The 20,185-nt window shown below is 69.8% G+C and carries 18 protein-coding genes; 6 read left to right on the top strand and 12 right to left on the bottom strand.

What is annotated here, in order from left to right:
* Window positions 1–10: 10 nt before the first annotated feature.
* Window positions 11–1,180: a glycosyltransferase gene (locus tag BDD16_RS23285; protein WP_218897751.1), complete on the top strand. Its 1,170-nt coding sequence runs from the start codon at window positions 11–13 to the stop codon at window positions 1,178–1,180.
* On the opposite strand, the gene BDD16_RS08550 is transcribed toward BDD16_RS23285, so the two are convergent.
* The 4 genes from BDD16_RS08550 to BDD16_RS08535 form a co-directional block, all read right to left on the bottom strand.
* Window positions 1,102–2,628, bottom strand: a complete 1,527-nt coding sequence (locus BDD16_RS08550; protein WP_179633554.1) for a GTPase domain-containing protein — start codon at window positions 2,626–2,628, stop codon at window positions 1,102–1,104. The two genes, BDD16_RS23285 and BDD16_RS08550, sit on opposite strands and share 79 nt — an antisense overlap.
* Complete coding sequence (locus BDD16_RS08545; RefSeq protein ID WP_179633553.1) at window positions 2,625–4,112, bottom strand: DUF2868 domain-containing protein; 1,488 nt, start codon at window positions 4,110–4,112, stop codon at window positions 2,625–2,627. The genes BDD16_RS08550 and BDD16_RS08545 overlap by 4 nt, the downstream gene beginning before the upstream one ends.
* Window positions 4,113–4,717: 605 nt before the next feature.
* Window positions 4,718–5,386, bottom strand: coding sequence for a phosphatase PAP2 family protein (locus BDD16_RS08540; RefSeq protein ID WP_179633552.1), 669 nt, complete (start codon window positions 5,384–5,386; stop codon window positions 4,718–4,720).
* Window positions 5,383–6,996 carry a phosphoethanolamine transferase gene (locus BDD16_RS08535; RefSeq protein ID WP_310733989.1) on the bottom strand — a complete coding sequence of 538 codons (1,614 nt, stop codon included), beginning with the start codon at window positions 6,994–6,996 and terminating at the stop codon, window positions 5,383–5,385. Before BDD16_RS08535 ends, BDD16_RS08540 begins: the two co-directional genes overlap by 4 nt.
* Before the next feature lie 213 nt (window positions 6,997–7,209).
* Here BDD16_RS08535 and BDD16_RS08530 point away from each other — a divergent pair, with 213 nt between their 5' ends.
* Together BDD16_RS08530 and BDD16_RS08525 are read left to right on the top strand one after the other, a co-directional pair.
* Complete coding sequence (locus tag BDD16_RS08530) at window positions 7,210–8,424, top strand: 6-phosphofructokinase (RefSeq protein ID WP_179633550.1); 1,215 nt, start codon at window positions 7,210–7,212, stop codon at window positions 8,422–8,424.
* Between the two features lie 232 nt (window positions 8,425–8,656).
* The gene (locus tag BDD16_RS08525; protein ID WP_179633549.1) at window positions 8,657–9,376 is read left to right on the top strand and encodes a DUF4197 domain-containing protein; all 720 of its coding nucleotides are present in this window, start codon (window positions 8,657–8,659) and stop codon (window positions 9,374–9,376) included.
* Between the two features lie 27 nt (window positions 9,377–9,403).
* On the opposite strand, the gene BDD16_RS08520 is transcribed toward BDD16_RS08525, so the two are convergent.
* A complete protein-coding gene (locus tag BDD16_RS08520; RefSeq protein WP_179633548.1) occupies window positions 9,404–9,907 on the bottom strand; it encodes a peroxiredoxin family protein in 504 nt (167 codons plus the stop codon).
* 94 nt (window positions 9,908–10,001) lie between these two features.
* Between BDD16_RS08520 and gatB the strand changes: the two genes are divergently transcribed.
* Window positions 10,002–11,453 (top strand): Asp-tRNA(Asn)/Glu-tRNA(Gln) amidotransferase subunit GatB, encoded by a 1,452-nt coding sequence (gatB, locus tag BDD16_RS08515; protein WP_179633547.1) that lies wholly within the window; start codon window positions 10,002–10,004, stop codon window positions 11,451–11,453.
* Here the strand turns inward: gatB and BDD16_RS08510 are convergent.
* The gene (locus tag BDD16_RS08510; RefSeq protein WP_310732809.1) at window positions 11,419–12,102 is read right to left on the bottom strand and encodes a DUF4124 domain-containing protein; all 684 of its coding nucleotides are present in this window, start codon (window positions 12,100–12,102) and stop codon (window positions 11,419–11,421) included. The two genes, gatB and BDD16_RS08510, sit on opposite strands and share 35 nt — an antisense overlap.
* A complete protein-coding gene (gene pyrE, locus BDD16_RS08505) occupies window positions 12,099–12,791 on the bottom strand; it encodes an orotate phosphoribosyltransferase (protein ID WP_179636059.1) in 693 nt (230 codons plus the stop codon). The genes BDD16_RS08510 and pyrE overlap by 4 nt, the downstream gene beginning before the upstream one ends.
* 25 nt (window positions 12,792–12,816) lie before the next feature.
* Here pyrE and BDD16_RS08500 point away from each other — a divergent pair, with 25 nt between their 5' ends.
* Complete coding sequence (locus BDD16_RS08500; protein WP_179636060.1) at window positions 12,817–13,614, top strand: exodeoxyribonuclease III; 798 nt, start codon at window positions 12,817–12,819, stop codon at window positions 13,612–13,614.
* Window positions 13,615–13,734: 120 nt separating this feature from the next.
* On the opposite strand, the gene BDD16_RS08495 is transcribed toward BDD16_RS08500, so the two are convergent.
* The 4 genes from BDD16_RS08495 to BDD16_RS08480 all read right to left on the bottom strand — a co-directional run bounded on the left by BDD16_RS08495 (window position 13,735) and on the right by BDD16_RS08480 (window position 18,425).
* Entirely contained in the window at window positions 13,735–15,444 is a 1,710-nt protein-coding gene (locus tag BDD16_RS08495) for a putative bifunctional diguanylate cyclase/phosphodiesterase (RefSeq protein WP_179633546.1), read from the bottom strand.
* A 5-nt stretch (window positions 15,445–15,449) separates the two neighbouring features.
* Window positions 15,450–15,956 (bottom strand): VOC family protein, encoded by a 507-nt coding sequence (locus BDD16_RS08490; protein WP_179633545.1) that lies wholly within the window; start codon window positions 15,954–15,956, stop codon window positions 15,450–15,452.
* A gap of 134 nt (window positions 15,957–16,090) precedes the next feature.
* Window positions 16,091–16,720: an FMN-binding negative transcriptional regulator gene (locus BDD16_RS08485; protein ID WP_179633544.1), complete on the bottom strand. Its 630-nt coding sequence runs from the start codon at window positions 16,718–16,720 to the stop codon at window positions 16,091–16,093.
* Window positions 16,721–16,868: 148 nt separating this feature from the next.
* Window positions 16,869–18,425: a methyl-accepting chemotaxis protein gene (locus tag BDD16_RS08480; protein WP_246332496.1), complete on the bottom strand. Its 1,557-nt coding sequence runs from the start codon at window positions 18,423–18,425 to the stop codon at window positions 16,869–16,871.
* A 90-nt stretch (window positions 18,426–18,515) separates the two neighbouring features.
* Between BDD16_RS08480 and BDD16_RS08475 the strand changes: the two genes are divergently transcribed.
* Complete coding sequence (locus tag BDD16_RS08475) at window positions 18,516–19,472, top strand: IS1595 family transposase (protein ID WP_179632313.1); 957 nt, start codon at window positions 18,516–18,518, stop codon at window positions 19,470–19,472.
* Window positions 19,473–19,663: 191 nt separating this feature from the next.
* Here BDD16_RS08475 and BDD16_RS08470 read toward each other — a convergent pair whose 3' ends face one another.
* The gene (locus BDD16_RS08470) at window positions 19,664–20,146 is read right to left on the bottom strand and encodes a GreA/GreB family elongation factor (protein ID WP_179633543.1); all 483 of its coding nucleotides are present in this window, start codon (window positions 20,144–20,146) and stop codon (window positions 19,664–19,666) included.
* Window positions 20,147–20,185: the final 39 nt, after the last annotated feature.

The raw sequence follows: 20,185 nt of genomic DNA, 5'->3' as shown, positions 1-20,185 counted from the left end.
AACCCGGAAAGTGACCCCGCCCATGACCAGCCGCGTGCTCCACCTCGTCAGTCGATTGCAACCCGGTGGCCGGGGACAGACGCTGTGGCCCACCGTGCTGGCACTCGCCGATGCCGGCGTGCCCCAGAGTCTGGTGCTGATGGACCAGCGCGATGCGGCGCAGGCACGGCTGATGTTGCCGGCCGGTGTGCAGCTGGGCGGCGACAGCGCAGGGCGCGCGGGCCTGCCCGCCGTCCGGCAGGCCGCCACCGCGCTGCGCGGCGCACTCGCGGACGGACCGACACTGGCCGTGCACGTGCACGGCCTCACCGCCGGGCTGCTCGGACGCCACGTGCTGCGCGGCTCGTCGGTGCAGGCACCGATGTTCTTCCACCTCGACAGCGACACGCTGGCGACACGCATCGCGCGCGGACTCGACCGCTCCGCCTTCCTCGTGCAGCGCAACCGGGTCGATGCCCTTGATCCGTCCGGCCGCGAGCACCCGGGCGGCCCGTCCCGGCCGGTCGACGAGGTCTACTTCAACACCGAGCGGGCCGAGGCCGAGACACCGCTGATCGTCACCACCGGGCAGCCCGGCGATCTGGTCTACGCCCAGGCCTTCGTGCAGCTCGCCGTGATGCTGACGGGCCTGCGCCCGGCGCTGACCTTCGGCTGGATCGGCGACGCGACCCCCGCGGTGCAGCAGATGCTGCAGGCGGCCCAGATCAGGCTGATGCGCGGCGCCGATGCGGCCGACCGCGCCGAGACACTGTGCCGTGCCTGGGTCTACGTGTCACCGGATCCGGCGGGCAGCGATGCCCGCGGCATGGCCGAGGCGATGGCCGCCGGCGTGCCGTGCCTGGGGCGCCAGGTGCCGGCCTACCGGGCGCTGATCGTGCATGCGTTGTCCGGCTACCTCTGCAACCGCAACAACGACCTGATCGCGGCCATCGCCCGCCTCGTGGAAGCCGCCCCGCTGCGCCACGAGATGGGACAGGCCGCCCGCACCCGCGCCCGCCACCGCCACGGGCGGCACCGGTTCCGTGCATCGATGCTGCTGGCGCACGGCCTGTCACCGGTGCCGGTCCTGCGCAGCCACCACGGTGTGGCGCGGACCCGGTTTCAGACGGTGGGCACGACCACCGACAACCCAGTCGTGGCTTCGGCCCGCGCCGCCCAGCCCACCGACACCTCGGGGTAGAGCGCCCCCAGCACCTGCCGCCCGACCTGCGCCAGCAGATCGGCCAGCCGCGCAGCAGTGGCCGCTTCGGTGACGTCCGGCCGGCTGCGGTCGGCCCAGAGCTGGTCGAAGTTACCGCGGTGCGGCGCGAGGGTGGCCGCGACCACCTCGCGCCAGCAGGCCGGCGCCTCCGTCTGCGCCCACGGGCCGCGTCCGCGCCCGAAATGCGCCACCGCCAGATAGCGCAGCAGCGCAGCCTCGACCGCCGCATCCAGCGCCGCGGGCTGCCAGCCAAGCCAGGAGGCGTCCAGCCCGCGCACCAGATTGACCCCGTGCGCCAGCCCCATCGCCCCCAGTGCACCGAGCACGCCCCCGGCGATCAGTCCGCCGCCCAGCGTCAGCCCGCCCGAAGCCAGATCGGCGCCCAGCCCGGTGAGCGCGCCCGACACCATGCCGCCGATCACCGCGGCCTGGCCGGCGCCGACCCGCTCGCGCCGGTCGAACTGGCTGCCGACACGCGCCAGGATGTCCTCCGCGGCGGCCTGGCCCTCCAGCGCGTGCAGGTGGAGCAGGTCGGTGGTGCTGCTGCGCACCTCGCTGTCCAGCCGGGCGATCAGCGCCTCCTGGGCCTGCTGGCGCGGATCGCCGCCCTCGCGGCGCAGCCCCAGTGCGCTGCCGACCTGGCGCAGCGCAGCGCGCAGCGTGCCGGCCTCGGGCACCGTCTCGCGGGCATGGGCGATGCGGGCGAGGCTCTCGGCCAGCGTGCGCATCGCGGAGTCGAAGGTGGCCAGGCGCTGCGCCTGCCAGACGCCACGCAGCCGGCCCATCAGCGGCTGGCGCGCGAGCGGCAGGGCGGCTTCGATGGCCTGCAGCAGCGTCAGCTCCTGCACCCAGCAGCGCGCGAACGCATCCAGCGGCAGCACGGCGCGCACCTGCGGCTGCCCCGCCAGATGGGTGCGCCAGCGCGCGATCTCGGCCGCTTCCTGCGCGGGTTGTCCCGGCGCGCCGAGCTGGTTGAGCAGCACGATCACCGGCAGGCCGGTCCACGCCAGCAGCTCCATTTCCGGCGCCACGTAGCCGGCCGCCTCGGGCGACTCGGCCGCGCTGACGAGGTAGAGCACCACGTCCGCCTCGTCGCGCACATTGCGCAGCGCCATCTGGCTGGCCCAGAAGGCGCGGTCGCGCCAGCGGTCCCAGACCTCGGTGAGCAGCCAGCCGATCGGGTTGCCCGCCTGCTTCATCCGCTTGGCCAGCCGCACGCTGTCGCCGAAACCAGGCGTGTCCCACAGCGTCAGGCACTCGCCCTGCGGCGTGTCGACCATGCGGTGTTCGTCGGCGAAGTCGGTGACGTGGGTGGCGTCGCGCACGGTGCCGATGTCGCGGCCGAGCAGGGTGCGCGCCAGCGTGGTCTTGCCGATGTTGGTGTGCGAGACCAGGCTCAGCGCGAGGGTGTTGTCGCGGCGGCTCATGCGGCGGGCGCTCCGTCGAGCTGGCGGCGCAGCGCCGTGGCGGACGGCTCCACCGGCACGCCCGCGCGGACGGCCAGCACCGCCATGCCCACATCGGTGGCCAGGGCCTGCCACGCGGCGCGGCGCTGTTCGATGCGCTCGGGCGCGGTCTGGCCGAAGCGCTGCACGAAGCCGCTCTCCTCGACCACCAGCACGCAGCGCGGCGCCCCCGCCTGGCGCGTGGCGGTCTGCAGCGCACGCAGCCAGCGGCCGTGGATTTCGGCCTCGGGCGTGGCCGACAGGTCGAAGCGCGCCAGCAGCAGCGTCGGCCGACCGACCAGCGACTGCTGCAGCGCAGCCTCGTCCTCGCTGCCGTAGGGGCGGACCGGCACCACCTGCCACTGCATCGTCTCGCCCAGCAGCGGCTGCAGCCAGTGGCGCAGCGCCTCGTGTTCGGCGGGCGTCGCGGCGTCCTGGGCATAGGGCAACAACGTCACGCGCGCCTGCTCGCGGCGCTGCTGGCGCAGCAGGTCGTCGAAGTAGGGATCGCCTTGCAGCTTGAGCGGAAACCGCTGCGACCACCACAGCGCCCGCAGCCCGCCCAGCGCCGCCAGCACCAGCCGCGGCACGACGATGAACATCGCCAGCGTGAGCGCCTGCAGGTGGATCCACGGCGCGGCGCTGTTGGCGGGGGAGGCCACGGGCGGCTCGCCACCGACCAGCTGCAGCGCCTCGAAACCGGCCAGATCAGGCAGGGTGATGGGCGACACCACGAAGGGCGACCATTGCAGCGCATGCAGGGCCTGCTGGGCCGGCCAGTACAGCGTGCCGAGGATCTGGTGCACGGTGGCAGCATCGAGAAAGGTGCTCGCCCAGCCGGCGCGGTAATCCAGCCCGAGGCCGCGCAGATACAGCCCTGCGATCAGACCCAGCGCCAGCCCGGCCGCGCCCAGGTGCATCAGCACCCCGGCGCGCGCCAGCGACAGCGGCGCGCTGGCAGCGGTCCACATCTGCGCCACGCGGTCGAACACCGGCTCGCGCCGTGCCCCGCGCAGCAGACCGCGCAGGTCCAGCATCCGCCGGGACAGGCTGCGGCGCAGCCAGCCGTCCGGGATCGGCAGCACCAGCAGCAGGTAGACCAGCAGATTCCACGCGACCAGCCCCCAGACGCCGGTGCCGAGCAGGTTGATGCGGTGTCCGGCCCCGACCGTGTCGGCCACGAACCCGAGCACGAGGCCCAGCAGCAAGGCCGCCACCGCCCAGCGGCGGTGCCACAGGCGGTGCGACAGCCACGCGGACACCGGCGCCGCGCGGGGCGCCAAGCGGCGAACGGCGGCATCGGCGCGGGTGGCGATGAAGCGGTCGGCACGGCCCGCGGGCTCGGCGCCCTCCAGCGCGACACGGGTCGCCCAGCGCCGGTCCTCGGCGGTCCAGAGCGGGTGGTCGGTCCCGGCGGTCTCGAACGCCTGGATCAGCAGCACTTGTCGGGCGGTCGGTTCATCCATCGGGACACTGTACCGCGCGGAACCTCGCCGACCCCGATCCGACAGGATGGGCCGTTCAGCGCCACTTCATCCGGCCATCGCCTGACCGGGCCGGGCGGCAGACTCGGACGGCCTCCACTCCTGCGTCTTCATGCTCGTCGCCCTGCTGGTCCGCCTGCTGCTGTGCACGCCCCTGGCCGCTTTGCTGCGGTCGGGGGCGGCACCGTGGGCGTGGCCGACTGGTAGTGAGGAAGCGCTCGCGGGTCCGGTGCGAGCCGTCCGGTTGCGCACCCGGCGCCCTCCGATCCCCCATGTCCTGACCGGCCGCGCGCCCCAGCGCCGCCGGCCGTTGCGGCGTCCGCGTGGCCGGGAGCCGCCCGGTGTCGATCCCCCGGCCACGACCACCGCCGCGACCCCGTTTCGCCGGCGCCTCCGCAGGGGGCGCCGGCTCTGCCACGTCTGTACACCCCCGAGTCGGCCCGCAGTCACCCACGCAGCATGGTTTTCGGCAAAAGCCTGCGCTCACTTCAACACATTCGAAGCCTGCACTCACCAACTGGAATCAGGCGCCCTCCCCTGCCCCGGCCTGTCGGAAGGGGTGTCTTACGGCCGGAAAGCCGGGTGGCTTACCGCAGTAAGTCAGGCTGGCGGCGCTGCCACAGTCCCTGTCCGGCCAGACAGACCGCCCAGCAGAACCACGCCGTCCACAGCGTGTGGCTCGGATAGTGCGCACCGCGTACCAGCTGGGCCGCGCCGAACAGCGTGCCCACCAGCACCACACCCAGCAGCCAGCGCCACGCCAGATCCGGCCGGTACGGCCGCAGCACGAAGAAGCCGCTCAGGAAGGCAAAGGCCCCCGCCGCATGGCCGGACGGGAAGCAGCGCCCCGGCCCGCCGTCGCTCTCCCCCCAGCGCCAGTGCGAGACGTATTGCGCCATGCCGCCGAACTCGGCCAGGTCCCACGGGCAGCTCGTCAGGCTCACCCGCTTGATCGCCGGCACCAGCAGTACCGCCGCCAGCGTCACCAGCACCCAGCCGATCCGCTGGTGCTGCGGGAGTCCCGCGAAGGCCGGCAAGGGCCGCCAGATGCCGACGACCAGCAACAGCAACACGGCCCAGGCCAGCCAGCGCCCACCCTCGTGCATCAGCCCGCTGGTCCACCAGGAGGCGCGCCAGGCAAAGCCGGTGGGCGATCCGAACCAGCGGACCACCGCCAGATCCGCGCCCGCCAAGTCCCAGCCGAGCAGCAGCAGCAGCGCCGCCGCCAGCCACCCCAGGTCCCGGCGACCGCTCATGGCTGCGCCTTGCGGCAAGCGCGCAGCAGGTCCCAGTCCGGCGCATACAGCGCGGTGCGCACATCGGTCAGGCCGAGCACGGTGTGGAACAGGTGGTCGTGCGCGGCAGGCTGCGTGGCACGGCGGCGCACGCAGTCCAGGTCGAGTCCGGCGGCGGCGGTCAGGCCCTCGGAGAACCACATCACCATCGGCACCTGCTTCTGCACGTCCGGCGCGATGGCGTAGGGCAGGCCGTGCAGGAACAGGTTGGACTCGCCCAGCGACTCGCCGTGGTCGGAGACATAGAGCACGGCGCTGTCCACCGTCGCCGCCCGCGCCTGCAGGCGCTCGATCAGCGTGGCCAGCACATGGTCGGTGTAGAGCAGCACGTTGTCGTAGGCGTTGACGATCTCGGCCTGGGTGCACTGGCGCAGGTCGTCCTGGGTGCAGGCCGGCTGGAATTTGGCGAAGGCCTCCGGGTAGCGGCGAAAGTAGGAGGGGCCGTGGTTGCCGAGCTGGTGCAGCACGAGCACCTGCGTGCCCTTCGCCTGCGCCAGGCGTTCGTCGAGGCCGAGCAGCAGCGCCTCGTCCATGCAGCGCCCGTCCGCGCACAGGCCGGGCGGATTCAGCTGCAGCACCTCCTCGCTGGGCAGGCCCTCGCACACGCCCTTGCAGCCCGACTGGTTGTCGCGCCACAGGACGCCCACGCCTGCGCGCTTGAGCACATGCAGCAGCGACTCGCTGCCGCGGATCGTCGCCTCGTCATAGTCGCGCCGCCCCACCGGCGCGAACAGGCAGGGCACCGACACCTCGGTGTTCGTGCCGCAGCTCGTCACCTGCGGGAAGTTCACCAGCGTGGGGATCTTCGCGAGTTCGGGGGTCGTCTGGCGCGCGTAGCCGTTCAGGCCCCAGTTGGCCGCCCGCGCCGTCTCGCCGACGACCACGACCAGCACGGTCGGCCGCGTGCGCGCCTGCATCTGCGGGCCGGGTGCGGCGTCGAGGCCGATCGGCTGGCGGGGCCTGGCGGCGCCTTTGAGGTCCTCGGCCACCACGCTGCCCGTCGACCAGAGCACATTGGTCGGCGTGATCAGGTAGCGGATCTCCTTGTGGTTGCGCATCAGCGACGAGAACGGCTGGAACACCGCCAGCACCGCACCCACCAGCACCGCCACCCCGCCCACGATCCACAGCAGCCGCAGCCCGAGCGCCCGGCCGAAGGTCCGCTGGCGCAGCTGAATGCCCCAGAGCAACGCGATCGGCAGCGCCGCCTGCAGCAGCAGCCGCCCCGCGAAGCCGAGGCTCAGCAACTCGCGCGCCTCGCCCACATCGGTGCGCAGCGCATTGCGCAGCATGGATGGATCGAGGTAGACCCCGAAGGCCTGCATGAAGTGGGTCGATCCGGCGGCCACGACCAGCAGCACGGCCACCAGCGGCTTGAGCAGACGCCCATGGCAGAACACTGCCAGCACCACGAAGTTCAGGGCCAGCGCCCCGACGAACAGGGCGGCGCCGAATCCCCAGCTGGAGGGATCGGACCAGCTGCGCCCCTGCAGCGCGGCGCTGAAAAATGGCAGATGACAGGTCAGCGCCCAGAGCAGGCTGACCGCCAGCAGCACCCATTCACTGGGCACGCCGGCAGGTCGGGAACGGAAGGAAGCAACGTGGGGCATCGCAGGAGTGAACCGGAGTGGAATGAATCGAAGCTGAGCAGCGCTCCCTTCCGGGCCGGCGCATCAAGGGCCGGGATTGTCCCCGAGGCCGGGCGCTCTGCGGCGTAGGATGATCCCGGGCCATGTCCGTACCAGACGGCCCGCTGATCCTGTCCACCCGAGGAGTCCTGCCGCATGAACCCCGCCAAGATCCTGGTCGCCCAAGGGGGCGGCCCGACCGCCGTCATCAACCAGTCGCTCGTCGGCGTCGTGCTCGAAGCACGGCGACACCGGGGCGTCGAGTGTGTCTATGGCGCGCGCCACGGCGTGCGCGGCATCGTCAACGAGGACCTCGTCGACCTGACGCAGGAAACCAGCCACAACCTCGAACTCGTCGCCGCGACCCCCTCGTCCGCGCTCGGCTCGACCCGCGACAAGCCCGACGAGGCCTACTGCCGCGAGATCTTCAAGGTGCTGCAGGCGCACCAGATCGGCCAGTTCTTCTACATCGGCGGCAACGACTCGTCCGACACCGTGCGCATCGTCAGCGAGCAGGCCCAGGCGGCGCACTACGCGCTGCGCTGCATCCACATCCCCAAGACGATCGACAACGACCTCGTCGGCAACGACCACACGCCCGGATTCCCGAGCGCGGCGCGCTTCGTCGCGCAGGCCTTCGCCGGGGCGAACCTGGACAACGCGGCGCTGCCCGGCGTCTACGTCGGTGTCGTGATGGGCCGCCACGCCGGCTTCCTCACCGCCGCATCGGCACTCGGCAAGAAGTTCGACGACGACGGTCCGCACCTGATCTACGTGCCGGAACGCACCTTCGATCTCGCGCAATTCCTGGCCGACGTGAAGGCGACCTACGACCGCCTCGGCCGCTGCGTCATCGCCGTCAGCGAAGGCATCCACGACGCCGCCGGCACGCCCATCATCACCACGCTGGCCAAGGACATGGAGTTCGACGCCCACGGCAACATCCAGCTCTCCGGCACCGGCGCGCTGGCCGATCTGCTCTGCGAGGAGATCAAGCGCAAGCTCGGCATCAAGCGTGTGCGCGGCGACACCTTCGGCTACCTGCAGCGCAGCTTCATCGGCTGCGTCAGCGATGTGGACCAGCGCGAGGCGCGGGAGGTCGGCGAGAAGGCGGTGCAGTACGCGATGTGGGGCGGGCGCGATGGCTCGGTGGCGATCAAGCGCGCCGGCTATTACGCGGCGGACTACGAGCTGCTGCCGCTGGAGGCCGTTGCCGGCAAGACGCGCACGATGGAGGACGAGTTCCTCAGCGCCAGCGGCACCGACGTGACCGATGCGTTCCGGATGTACCTGCGACCGCTGCTCGGCTCCGGCATGCCGGATGCGTTCCGGCTGCGGCCGAATCCGGTGGCAAAGGTGCTGGGGCGCTGAGCCTGTCGGTCAGAGACGGCCAGTTATCCACAGCCTGTTATCCACAGAACACCGGCACCAGATTTCCGGGCTGCCCCCGAGAGCGATTCGACAAAGCATGCGGACCGGTACGCCAACTTTCCATAGGTTATCCAGAAACTTGTCCACAGGCTCGGCGGCACGAAACCCTGTCTGCGCAGAGTAGCATTCCCGCGTTGTCCACCTGATCCGACAAACCTCCAAGGAGACCCGCATGACCCTCGACGCGCACACCGCCGCCACCGTGAACGCCGCCCGCCGCCTGGCCCTGCTGCGCGCCGCGGTCCTGCTCGGCGGCACCGCCGTCCTGCCCGGCTGGGCCCTGAGTGAACTCGACGCGACGCAAGGCCTGCGCGCCGCGCTGGAGCGCGGCGCCAGCTCGGCCGTGAGCCTGCTCGGACGCGACGGCGGTTTCCTGAACAACCCGCTGGTGCACATCGCGCTGCCCGAGTGGCTGAACCAGGGCGCCAGGCTGCTGCGCACCTTCGGCCAGGGCGCGAAGATCGACGCACTGGAAACCGCGATGAACCGCGCCGCCGAACAGGCCGTGCCCGCCGCCAAGCCGCTGCTGGTGAACGCGGTGAAGTCGATGTCGGTGCAGGATGCAGCGCAGATCCTGCGCGGCGGCGAGACCTCGGTGACCGACTTCTTCGCCGAGCGCACCCGCACCCCGATGGGCGAGCAGTTCCTGCCCATCGTCACCAAGGCGACCGAGAAGGTGTCGCTGGCCCAGAAGTACAACGCCATCGCCGGCAAGGCCAAGGCGCTGGGGCTCGTCAACGACCAGCAGGCCAGCATCCAGCAGTACGTCACCGGCAAGGCGCTGGACGGGCTTTACCTGATGATCGGCGAAGAAGAGAAGAAGATCCGGCAGGATCCGATCGGGACGGGGAGCAAGATCCTGCAGTCGGTGTTCGGGGCGCTCAAGGGCTGAGCGGCCACTCGCCGGCGCGCGGAACGGTCACGCCGATTCCGCCAGCAGCTTCTCCAGCAGCGCATGCAGCTGCGCGAAGTCCGGCTCGCCCACATAGCGCTTGACGATCTCGCCCTTCTTGTTGAGCACGAAGGTCGTCGGCGTGAGCTGCACCTTGCCGAACTGGCGGGCCATCTCGCCGGTGTTGTCCATCGTGACGCGGAAGGGCAGCTTGCGCGACTCGGCGAAGTTCATCACGTAGGCCGGCGGGTCGTAGGCCATCGCGATCGACAGCGTCTCGAAGCCGCGGTCCTTGTACTTCTGGTGCGTCTCGATCAGGTGTGGCATTTCCTTGACGCAGGTGGTGCAGCTCGTGGCCCAGAAGTTGACCAGCACGACCTTGCCGCGCAGCGCCTCGCTGCTGTGCTTCGAGCCGTCGAGCAGGGTGTACGAGACGGTGGGGGCCATCTCCTTGCCACCCGTGGCCAGCGTGGCGGCAACGGCGATGGCGGCGACAGCGACAACAGCGAGAGCGAGGCGGGCGATCTTCATGGTGTCCGGAGTGTATGTCAGCCCCTCCGTCCACCGAGCCGTCCCGGGTATGCCGTAGCATTTCCCCTTTGAGCTTACCGGAAGCACCTGCCCCATGACCGCATCCCTCCTCGTGCGCGGCTACGAAGTCGTGATCGGCTTCGAGACCCACGCCCAGCTCTCGACCCAATCGAAGATCTTCTCCGGCGCCTCGACCCGCTTCGGTGCCGAGCCGAACACCCAGGCCTGCGCGGTCGATCTGGCGCTGCCCGGCTCGCTGCCGGTGATGAACCGTGGCGCGGTCGAGCGCGCGATCCAGTTCGGTCTGGCCGTGAGCGCCACCATCGCGCCGATGTCGATCTTCGCGCGCAAGAACTACTTCTACCCCGACCTGCCCAAGGGCTACCAGATCAGCCAGTACGAGATCCCGGTCGTGCAGGGCGGCGTGGTCGAGTTCTTCGTCGACGGCGAGCCGTTCCGCCTCAACCTGACCCGCGCCCACCTGGAAGAGGACGCCGGCAAGTCGCTGCACGAAGACCACCACGGCATGACCGGCATCGACCTGAACCGCGCCGGCACGCCGCTGCTGGAGATCGTCACCGAGCCGGAGCTGCGCTCGTCGAAGCAGGCGGTCGAGTACGCCAAGGCGCTGCACACGCTGGTGGTGTGGCTGGGCATGTGCGACGGCAACATGCAGGAAGGCTCGTTCCGCTGCGACGCCAACGTCTCGGTGCGCCGCCCGGGCCAGCCCTTCGGCACCCGCCGCGAGATCAAGAACCTCAACAGCTTCCGCTTCCTGCAGCAGGCGATCGACTACGAGATCCAGTGGCAGATCGACCAGATCGAGGACGGCTACGAGATCGTGCAGGCCACCGTGCTGTTCGATCCGGACACCGGCGAGACGCGGATGATGCGCACCAAGGAAGACGCGCACGACTACCGCTATTTCCCCGACCCGGACCTGCCGCCGCTGGTGATCGCGCCGGAGTGGGTCGAGCGTGTGCGCAGCGAGATGCCCGAGCTGCCCGGTGCGCTGGCCGCGCGGCTGCAGCGCGCGCTGGGCCTGCCCGCCTACGACGCGGCGATGATGACCACCAGCCGTGCGACCGCCGCTTATTTCGAGGCCGCCAACGCCGCCTGCGCGCAGCCGAAGCTGGTCGCCAACTGGATCATGGGCGAGATCAGCAAGCGCCTGAACGCCGATGGCGGCGACATCGCCTCGGCGCCCGTGTCCCCCGCGACGCTCGGCGCGCTGATCAACCGCATCCAGGATGGCACCATCTCCAACAACGCCGCCCGCCAGGTGTTCGAGGCGCTGTGGACCGGCGAAGGTGCGGACGTGGACACCGTGATCGACGCCAAGGGCCTCAAGCAGATGAACGACAGCGGCGCGCTGGAAGCCATCCTCGACGCCGTGCTGGCCGCGAACGCCAAATCGGTCGAGGACTTCCGTGCCGGCAAGGAAAAGGCCTTCGGCGCGCTGGTCGGTCAGGCGATGAAAGCCACCAAGGGCAAGGCCAACCCGGCCCAGGTCAACGAGTTGCTGAAGAAGAAGCTGGCGGGCTGACACTGCCCGGTGCGGCGCCGGCCCACAGGCGCCGCAGGCGCACCAGTTCCTGGTCGTAGCTGGCGTTGATGCGCTGGATCTCGGCCAGGTGGTTCTGGGCCGCGTCCTGCTGGGCCTGCAGCGCCGCCTGGTTCTGGCCGAACTTGATCTTCAGCTCGCGGGGCAGGTCGCGGCCCTTGTAGAACTCCGCCTCCTGCTGCAGGCGCTTGTGGTCGTGCTCCAGCTCGGTCAGGCGGCGCTCGGTGGCCTGCAGCGCCGTGTTGAGCGGCTCCAGCGCCGCGGTGCGGGCACGCTGGTGGCGCGGCTCGTCGGGGTAGCGACTCAGCAGGTTGCGGTCACGCCGGATCGCGTCACGCTTCACGGCACCGGCGGCCATCTCCTGACGCAGCCGGTCTTCGTGCGCCGCACGCTCCTCGGCGGTCATCGACGGTGGGACCACCTGCTTCACCGACCCGTCGGTGTTGCGCAACTCCTGCGTGCGGTCGATGCATTCGACGATCGGCCGGTCCGAGGTGATGCGCTGGCCCTTGGCATTGATGCAGGTGTAGATGTTCGCCGCCTGCGCGGACAGACTGACCGCCGCCAGCGACGCCGGCAGCAGCATGGATCCCGCCAGCCGCACCAGGGCTGCTGCGCGGGCCGGGTTCACGTCTGGACTCCGTAGCGCTCGCGGTAGGCCTGCACCGCTGGCAGGCTGCTGCTCAGGCGCGGGTCGCTCTGGCCCTGCAGGTACGCCAGCAGGTCGGTCAGCGTGGCGATGGCCACCACCGACAGGCCCAGCTCGCGCTGCACGAACTGCACAGCCGAATGCGGGGCATCGACACCGTGTTCGCTGGCCTTCTCCTGGCGGTCCAGCGCGATCGTCACGCCGCAGGGCGTGGCCCCCGCCGCCTGGATCATCGCGATCGACTCGCGCACCGAGGTGCCGGCCGAGATCACGTCGTCGATGATCAGCACGCGACCCTGCACCGGGGCGCCGACCAGCGTGCCGCCCTCGCCGTGGTCCTTGGCTTCCTTGCGGTTGTAGGCATAGGGCACGTTCTTGCCCAGCCGCGCCAGCTCGATCGAGACGGCCGCGGCCAGCGTGATGCCCTTGTAGGCCGGGCCGAACAGCATGTCGAACTCCAGCCCGGAGGCCAGCAGCCGCTGTGCATAGAATTGCGCCAGACGGCCCAGCTTGGCGCCGTCGTCGAAGAGACCGGCATTGAAGAAGTAGGGCGACAACCGCCCCGCCTTGGTCTTGAACTCGCCGAAGCGCAACACGCCGGCATCGACCGCGAAGGCCACGAAATCCTGGGCAAGAGCGTCGGTGCGGGGGGAGCTTGCGTCTTGGGTCATCTGCATGGACGATAAAAAGGGTCTGGTGATGCGACTGGTCAGCCTCAACCTCAACGGCATCCGCTCAGCCTCCAGCAAGGGCTTGCTGGCGTGGGTCGAAACCGTACAGGCCGATTGTATGGGGGTGCAGGAAGTGAAAGCCCAGGCTCAGGACCTGAGCCCTTCCCACACCGTCCTCGACGGAATGCACGGACATTTTCATTTTGCGCAGAAAAAGGGCTACTCCGGGGTAGGGATGTACACCCGGCACACCCCGAGCGCGGTGATCACCGGCATCGGCGTGCCGGAGTTCGACGACGAGGGCCGCTACGTCGAAGTCCGCCACGACACGCCCGAGCGCAAGCTCTCGGTCATCAGCTGCTACTTCCCCAGCGGCTCCTCCGGCGACGAACGCCAGCAGGCCAAGTTCCGTTTCATCGACCAGATCTTCCCGCACTTGATGGCGCTGAAGGCCGAACGCGAGTTCATCCTGGTCGGCGACGTCAACATCGCCCACCAGGAAGCCGACCTGAAGAACTGGAAGGGCAACCGGAAGAACTCGGGTTTCCTGCCGGAGGAGCGGGCGTGGATGACCCGGCTGCTCGACCCGGCCGAGGGCGGGCTGGTCGATGTCTACCGGCGGCTGCACCCCGACACGACCGACGAGTGCTACACGTGGTGGAGCAACCGCGGGCAGGCGCGGGCGAAGAACGTGGGCTGGCGGATCGACTACCACCTGGCGACGCCGGGAGTCGCGGCGCTGGCGCGGTCGGCGTCGATCTACAAGGGGCAGTGGTTCAGTGACCATGCGCCGTTGACGGTGGACTACGACGTTCAGATCTGAGGGGCGCGGCCACTGGCTGCTTGCGACCCATCGGTGACCTCCGATCCGCTGAACCCGGCGCTCCAAAGCGGCCGGTCGGATCCGAACACAGCCCGGACTGTGGATGTTGCGATGCGGAGCTCAGCCGGTCGGCGCTCGCGCGTCGCGCATCAGCCGTCCGATGTGCGCTGCAGGCGCAGGTCGCCCCAGCAGGAACCCCTGGATGGCATCGCAGCCCAGGGCGCGCACGGTGGCCAGCTGTTCGGCGGTCTCCACCCCTTCGGCGGTGGTCTGCATGCCCATGCCCTGCGCCAGCGTGGCGATGCCGCGGACGATGGCCTGCAGGTCCGCTCGCTCGACCACATCGCGCACGAAGCTGCGGTCGATCTTGAGGTGGTCGAACGGAAAGCTGCGCAGGTGGCTCAACGACGAGAAGCCGGTGCCGAAGTCGTCCATCGCGATGCGAACGCCCCGGTCGCGCAGCGTGTGCAAGGCGCCCAGCACCCGGGTGGGATCCTTGACCATGGTCGACTCGGTGATCTCCAGCTCGAGTCGCCGGGCCGGCAGCCCGGACTCGGCCAACGCGTGGGTCACGTCGGCCACCAGCGTGTCGCGCGCGAACTGCACGGCCGAGACGTTGACCGCCACCGTCGTGTGCGCGGGCCAGGCCAGCGCGTCGCGACAGGCCCGTTCGAGCACGAGGCGGCCGATGGGGACGATCAATCCCGTTTCTTCGGCCAGGGGCACGAACTCGCCCGGCGAAATGGCGCCCCGCTGCGGGTGGTTCCACCGCAGAAGAGCCTCGACGCCCATCAGACGTTGTGCGTCGATGGCGTAGCGCGGCTGGTAGGCCAGCTCGAACTGCCGGGCCGCCAGGGCCTCGCGCATCGCATTCTCCAGGCCGCGGCGGGCGTCCACACGCTCGTTCATGTCGGGCTCGAAGTAGCTCAGCTGGCCGCGGCCTTCAGACTTGGCACGGTACAGCGCCAGATCCGCGTGGCGAAGCAGGGTCTCGCTGTCCTCGCCGTCGCTGGGGGCCATGGCCACGCCCACGCTGGTGCCGATGTGCACGACATGGCCATCCACGTCGAAGGGCCGGGTCAGCACGTCGATCAGGCGGCGCGCCAGCCGGGTCGAGCCTTCGGGCTGCACGGCGCCGCGCTGCACCACGGAGAATTCGTCACCACCCAGGCGCGCCACGACGTCGGTCTCGCGCACGCATTCACGCAGGCGCTGGGCCACCTGGCGCAGCAGTTCGTCGCCCGCCGCGTGGCCATAGGTGTCGTTCACGGGCTTGAAGCGGTCCAGGTCCAGGCAGAAGAGGGCCAGACTCTCCCCTCGCCGGTTGGATGCGAGCGCGCGCTCCAGTTCCTCGCGCAGTACGCCGCGGTTGGGCAGGCCGGTGAGCAGGTCGTGCCGGGCCAGGAAGCTGATGCGCTCCTGGGCCTGCCGCTGCTCGGTCACGTCCTCGTGCAGGGCGACACAGCTTCCGTCGGCACGGCGTGACACCACGATCTCGACGATGCGGCCATCGTCCAGCTGCCATTCGCGCCAGCGGGTGCCCTCGGAGCCCGGCGCGGGCTTCGGCTGGTTGCGGCTGGCGGCGGTCTCGCGGCCAGGCGTGGCGTCCATGATCTGGCGGAAGCTGCTGCCGCGGCGCGTCACCTCCTCGGGCAGGCGCCAGATCTTGCGGTAGTGCGCGTTGGCCAGCACCAGGTGGTCCGCGCTGTCGAAGGCGCACATGCCGTGTGGCATCCGCTCGAGCGCGTCGTGCAGCAGGTCCAGTTCGCTGCGCAAGGCGTCGATCTCGGCGCGCAGCGACACGGTGTCCTCGGCGATCGGGGCTGTCATGCGGTTCAGGCGCCGCCGACGCGGCGCGCGAGCCAGCCGTCGAGCTTTTCGCGCGCCCGGTTGCGTGACGGATCCATGCCTTCGTCGTGGCCCGGCCGCGGGCAGCACAACTCGACCACATAGCCGTTCGGGTCGCGGAAGTACAGCGATTCGAACAAGCCGTGGTCGACGATGCCGCGCGTGTCGACGCCCTGGGCCCGACCCTTGTCGCGCATGGTGTGCAGCGTCTGGCGGTCGACCTGCAGCGCGATGTGCAGGTCGAAGTCGTGCCGTGGAAGGAACTCGAACGGCATGTCCGGTGCTTCGAAGAAGGCCAGGCACGCGCCGTCGGCCATGCTGAAGAAGGTGTGCAGCGTTTCCGTTGCGCGGCCGGTGCGCGTGTGGTGAATCTCCAGTGCGTTGACCAGCGGCAGGCCGAGAAAGTCCTCGTAGAAGGCCCGCGTGGCGCCGGAGTCGCGGCACCGGTAGGCGCTGTGGTGCACCCGCTGAATCGGCGAGGCGACGCCGCTCATGCAACCGCCCGTTCAGCGCGCGGCAGGGCTTCCAGGTTCAGCCGGTCAAGGGTCGAAGCGCGATGGCAGGGCAGTCTCACGGGGGCACCTCCAGGATGCGTCTGTCGCAGTGACTGATGTCGGCCGCGACCCGGTCAAACTGAAGGCGTACCGCGCATGGCCCGCGCCAGCTCGTCGTGTCCGCGCGAGGCCAGCGTGTCGGCGGCCGAGTGCCGATCGCGCACCTCCTTGTTCTGGCTGAGCTTGGCCTTGCCCACCAGGGACGTCACGGCGATCTGGATGCCGACGATGTTGCGCAACATCCCGTCGATGAACTCGGGCGCGGAGTCCGCCATCTTCCACGGCGTCGGTTCGGCCGCTTCGTGCTGGCGGGTGAGCCGGGCGACCAGGCCGCGCACGAAGCGCTCGTCATCGTGCACCGTCAATGTGCCGTGGGCATGCACGACCTCGTAGTTCCAGGTCGGCACCTGGCGGTGCGCTTCATGCTTGCTCGGATACCAGTTCGGCGAGATGTAGGCCTGCGCGCCCCGGAAGACCACCATCACCGGCGTGCCCGAGGGGCAGCGCTGCCACAGCGTGTTGGCACGCGCCACGTGGGCGGTCAGCGTGCCCAGCACACCAGTGGCCGGGTCGAACTCGAAGGGGATGTGGTCGGCATCCAGACCGGATTCGCCATGCGTGACCAGCGTGCCCAGCGGGTGCGCTCGGACGATGCGGTGCAGCTCTGCGGGGTCGGTGATGGCGAAGTGTGCGGGGATGTACATGGGATGCAGCCGGGTGTTGGTGGTCTGTTGGTGGTCAATGGCAAGGCTGGAACTATCGAACTCAACCGGCACAATGACAAGCTGACCAGCGCCAGTGCCCATTTCGGCAGCAGTTCCGTGGCGCGTTCGGCGTGCCACCGCGATCTGGTCAGTGCGCGCCGGCCAGCTTGAACACCGCCACCGCCGTGGCCAGCTCGCTCGACTGCTGGCTCACCGCCGAGGCGGCGGCCGCCGCCCGCTCCACCAGCGCGGCGTTCTGCTGCGTGGCCTGGTCCAGCGCGCTGACCGACGCGGCCACACCGCTGATGCCGTTGCGCTGCTCGGCCGAGGCGGTGCTGATCTCGCGGATCAGCGTGCTCACCTGCTGAACCGACCGCACCAGCTCGGTCATCGTCTGGCCGGCCGCCTCGACCTGGCTGTTGCCGCTGCGAACCTTGTCGGCCGAATCGGCGATCAGCTGCTTGATCTCCTTGGCCGCAGTGGCCGAGCGCTGGGCCAGCGCCCGCACCTCGCCGGCCACGACCGCAAAGCCTCGGCCCTGCTCGCCTGCCCGCGCGGCCTCCACGGCGGCGTTCAGCGCCAGGATGTTGGTCTGGAACGAGATCCCGTCGATGACGCCGATGATCTCCTCGATGCGGCGCGACGACTGCTCGATCTGCGCCATCGTGTTCACCACCCGGCCCACGGAGTCGCCGCCGCGCTGCGCCACCTCGCTCGCCTGCTGGGCCAGGCGGGCCGCTTCATCGGCGCTGTCGGCCGACAGCCGCACGGTGGTCGCCAGCTGCTCCATCGTGGCCGCGGTCTGCTGCAGGTTGCTGGCCTGGTGCTCGGTGCGGTCCGACAGGTCCTGGTTGCCCTGGGCGATCTCGCGCGAGCCGATGGCGATCTGGTCGGTGCCCTGGCGCACCTGCGACACCACCGCGCGCAGGCTGTCGGCCATGCGGTCGAGCGCGCTCATCAGCTGGCCGAACTCGTCGCCGCGCTGCTCGCCGGCCGACACCGTCAGGTCGCCCTGGGCCACGGCTTCGGCCACGCGCACGGCGCGGGTCAGCGAGCGCTGGATGGTCCTGGTCAGGGCCAGCACCACCGCACCGACGACGCCGAGCAGCGCCAGCGAGCCCAGCGCGCCCACCCAGAACTCCTGCTGCTGCCGCGCGACCGCGGCCTGCACAGAGTCATTCAGCCGGACGTGCTGCAGCTGCGCGAACGCATCCACCGCCGCGTGGTAACGGGTGACCGCCGGCATGAAGCCCTGCGCGAAGGCCTGCTGCGCGCCCGGCTCGTCACCGGCCTTGCGCCGCTCGGCAATCCTGGCCAGCGCCGCCATGATCGCCGGCCCCGACTCGTCGAGTGCCTTGAGCGCCACCGTTTCGCTCTCGGACGTGGCCCAGGTCTTGATGGAGGTCAAGTGCTTGTCGATCTGCTCGATGCGCGGTCCGATCTCGGGGCCGAACAGCTGGGCCAGCGCCGGATCGGCGCTGCGGTTGAGCGCCATGATGCGCACCGTGGTGCCGGTGGCCACCAGCTGCCAGTCATGCACCTCCTGCATGTGCCGGTACTCGGTCTGGGTGATGGCCGACAGCAGGGCCTCGCCGCGCCGCATCTGCGCATAGCCCATGCCGAGCGCCCCCAGCACCACCACCGCCCCGAGCCCCAGCGCCACATACAGCCGACCGGACACGGTCCACCGATTCCAAGATGTCATGTTTTCTCCTGATTAGCAATGATTCTCAGCAAGGTGCCAACTGACGATCAGGCGTAGCGTAGAAGACAGACCAAGCGCAGGAGCGAGCACATGCCGATGAACCGAATCCAGTTCCAGCAGGGGATGTCGCTGCCAGAGTTCATGGCCAGCTTCGGCACGGAAGAGCAATGCGCCGAGGCGGTCAAGCAGGCGCGCTGGCCGCAGGGCTTCGAGTGCCCGCGCTGCGGCAGTGCGGCGCACTACGTGGTGGGCCACGGGGCGCGCAAGCTGTTCCAGTGCAACGGCTGCCGCCACCAGACATCGCTGACCGCGGGCAGCCTGTTCGCCAGCACCAAGCTGCCACTGAAGACGTGGTTCCTGGCGATCTACCTGCTCAGCCAGGCCAAGACGGGACTGTCGGCGCTGGCGCTCAAGCGGCAGGTGGGCGTGAGCTACCCGACGGCGTGGCTGATGCACCAGAAGATCATGCACGCGATGGCCGAGCGGGTGGACCAGTACCGACTCGACGGCACGGTGCAGCTCGACGATGCCTACCTTGGCGGAGAGCGCAGCGGCGGCAAGGCGGGCCGGGGTTCGGAGAACAAGGTGCCGTTCGTGGCGGCGGTCTCGGTCGATGACCAGGGGCATCCGCAGTACGTCAAGCTCGCGCCGGTGAGCGGCTTCACGCTGGAGGCGGTGGGCCAGTGGGCGCAGGCGGCGCTGATGCCGGGAACGCGGGTGGTCAGCGACGGGCTGGGGTGCTTCGCCGCGGTCACCAGCGCGGGCTGCCTGCACACGCCGATCGTGGTGGGCCAGCGCAAGCCGCGCGAGCTGCCCGAGTTCACCTGGGTCAACACGGTGCTGGGCAACCTGAAGACGACGTTGTCGGGTGCGTTCCATGCGTTCAAGTACCCCAAGTACGCCAGCAGCTATCTGGCAGCGTTCGCCTACCGCTTCAACCGCCGGTTCGACCTGCGCGGGCTGGTGGCTCGGCTCATCATCGATGTCGCGCGGTGCAAGCCTCGGGCTCAGCGGGTCGTTCGGGGGAATGCTGAGGATCGTTGCTAATCAGGTGTTTTCTTGTCTCCATGGCGGTCGGTGTCCCCAACGGATGACCGCATGAAACGGCTTCGACAGGATGCAAGTGAACTTGAGCCTGTGCGGCCGGCGGACTGGATACCTGCTCTGCAGCGGTTGCTGCCGGTGATGTCACCCCCGTGAAGTCCCGGTCGGGACTTCACAGCGGTCATCCTTGCAGCTCAATGCACCCGCAGCACCTCGAACTGCTGCCGGCTGGTGGCGACCTGTAACGACACCTCATCACCCTCGCATTTGCCCAGCATGGCCTTGCCCAAAGGGGCATCGCAGCTGATGACCTGGACGCGCTGGGCGCCGCTGAGCAGCTGCATGCTGCCTCCATCCGGGCCGAGAAAGAGCTGTTGCTGCTGGTCGTCGGCATCGACCAGGCAGACCAGCGCGCCGAGCTGTATGCCCTTGCTGGCGTCGTAGGGGAGCGGGCGGAACTGGCGCCAATGGGCCAACGCCTGGCGGATGGCGTCGGCGCGACGGGCCTGGCCGGTGGCCAGGTAGGCGGCTTCGAGTCCCAAGGTGTCGTACTTGTTCTCGGCGATATTTTCTTCGTGCGTCGCCGTTTCATGGGCTGCCCGCACGGCCTGTTCGGCTTGCAGCAGGTCTTCGGAGAGTCGTTGCAGCACCTGCTGCTGCAGCGAGAATTTATCCATGGCGACAGGTCGGCATCTCGAACAAGCGGGGGGCGGGTT

This window comes from Sphaerotilus montanus (assembly GCF_013410775.1).
GTDB lineage: Bacteria > Pseudomonadota > Gammaproteobacteria > Burkholderiales > Burkholderiaceae_C > Sphaerotilus > Sphaerotilus montanus.
The sequence above is the reverse complement of the archived record's forward strand: the minus strand, read 5'-3'. Positions and strand labels throughout refer to the sequence as shown.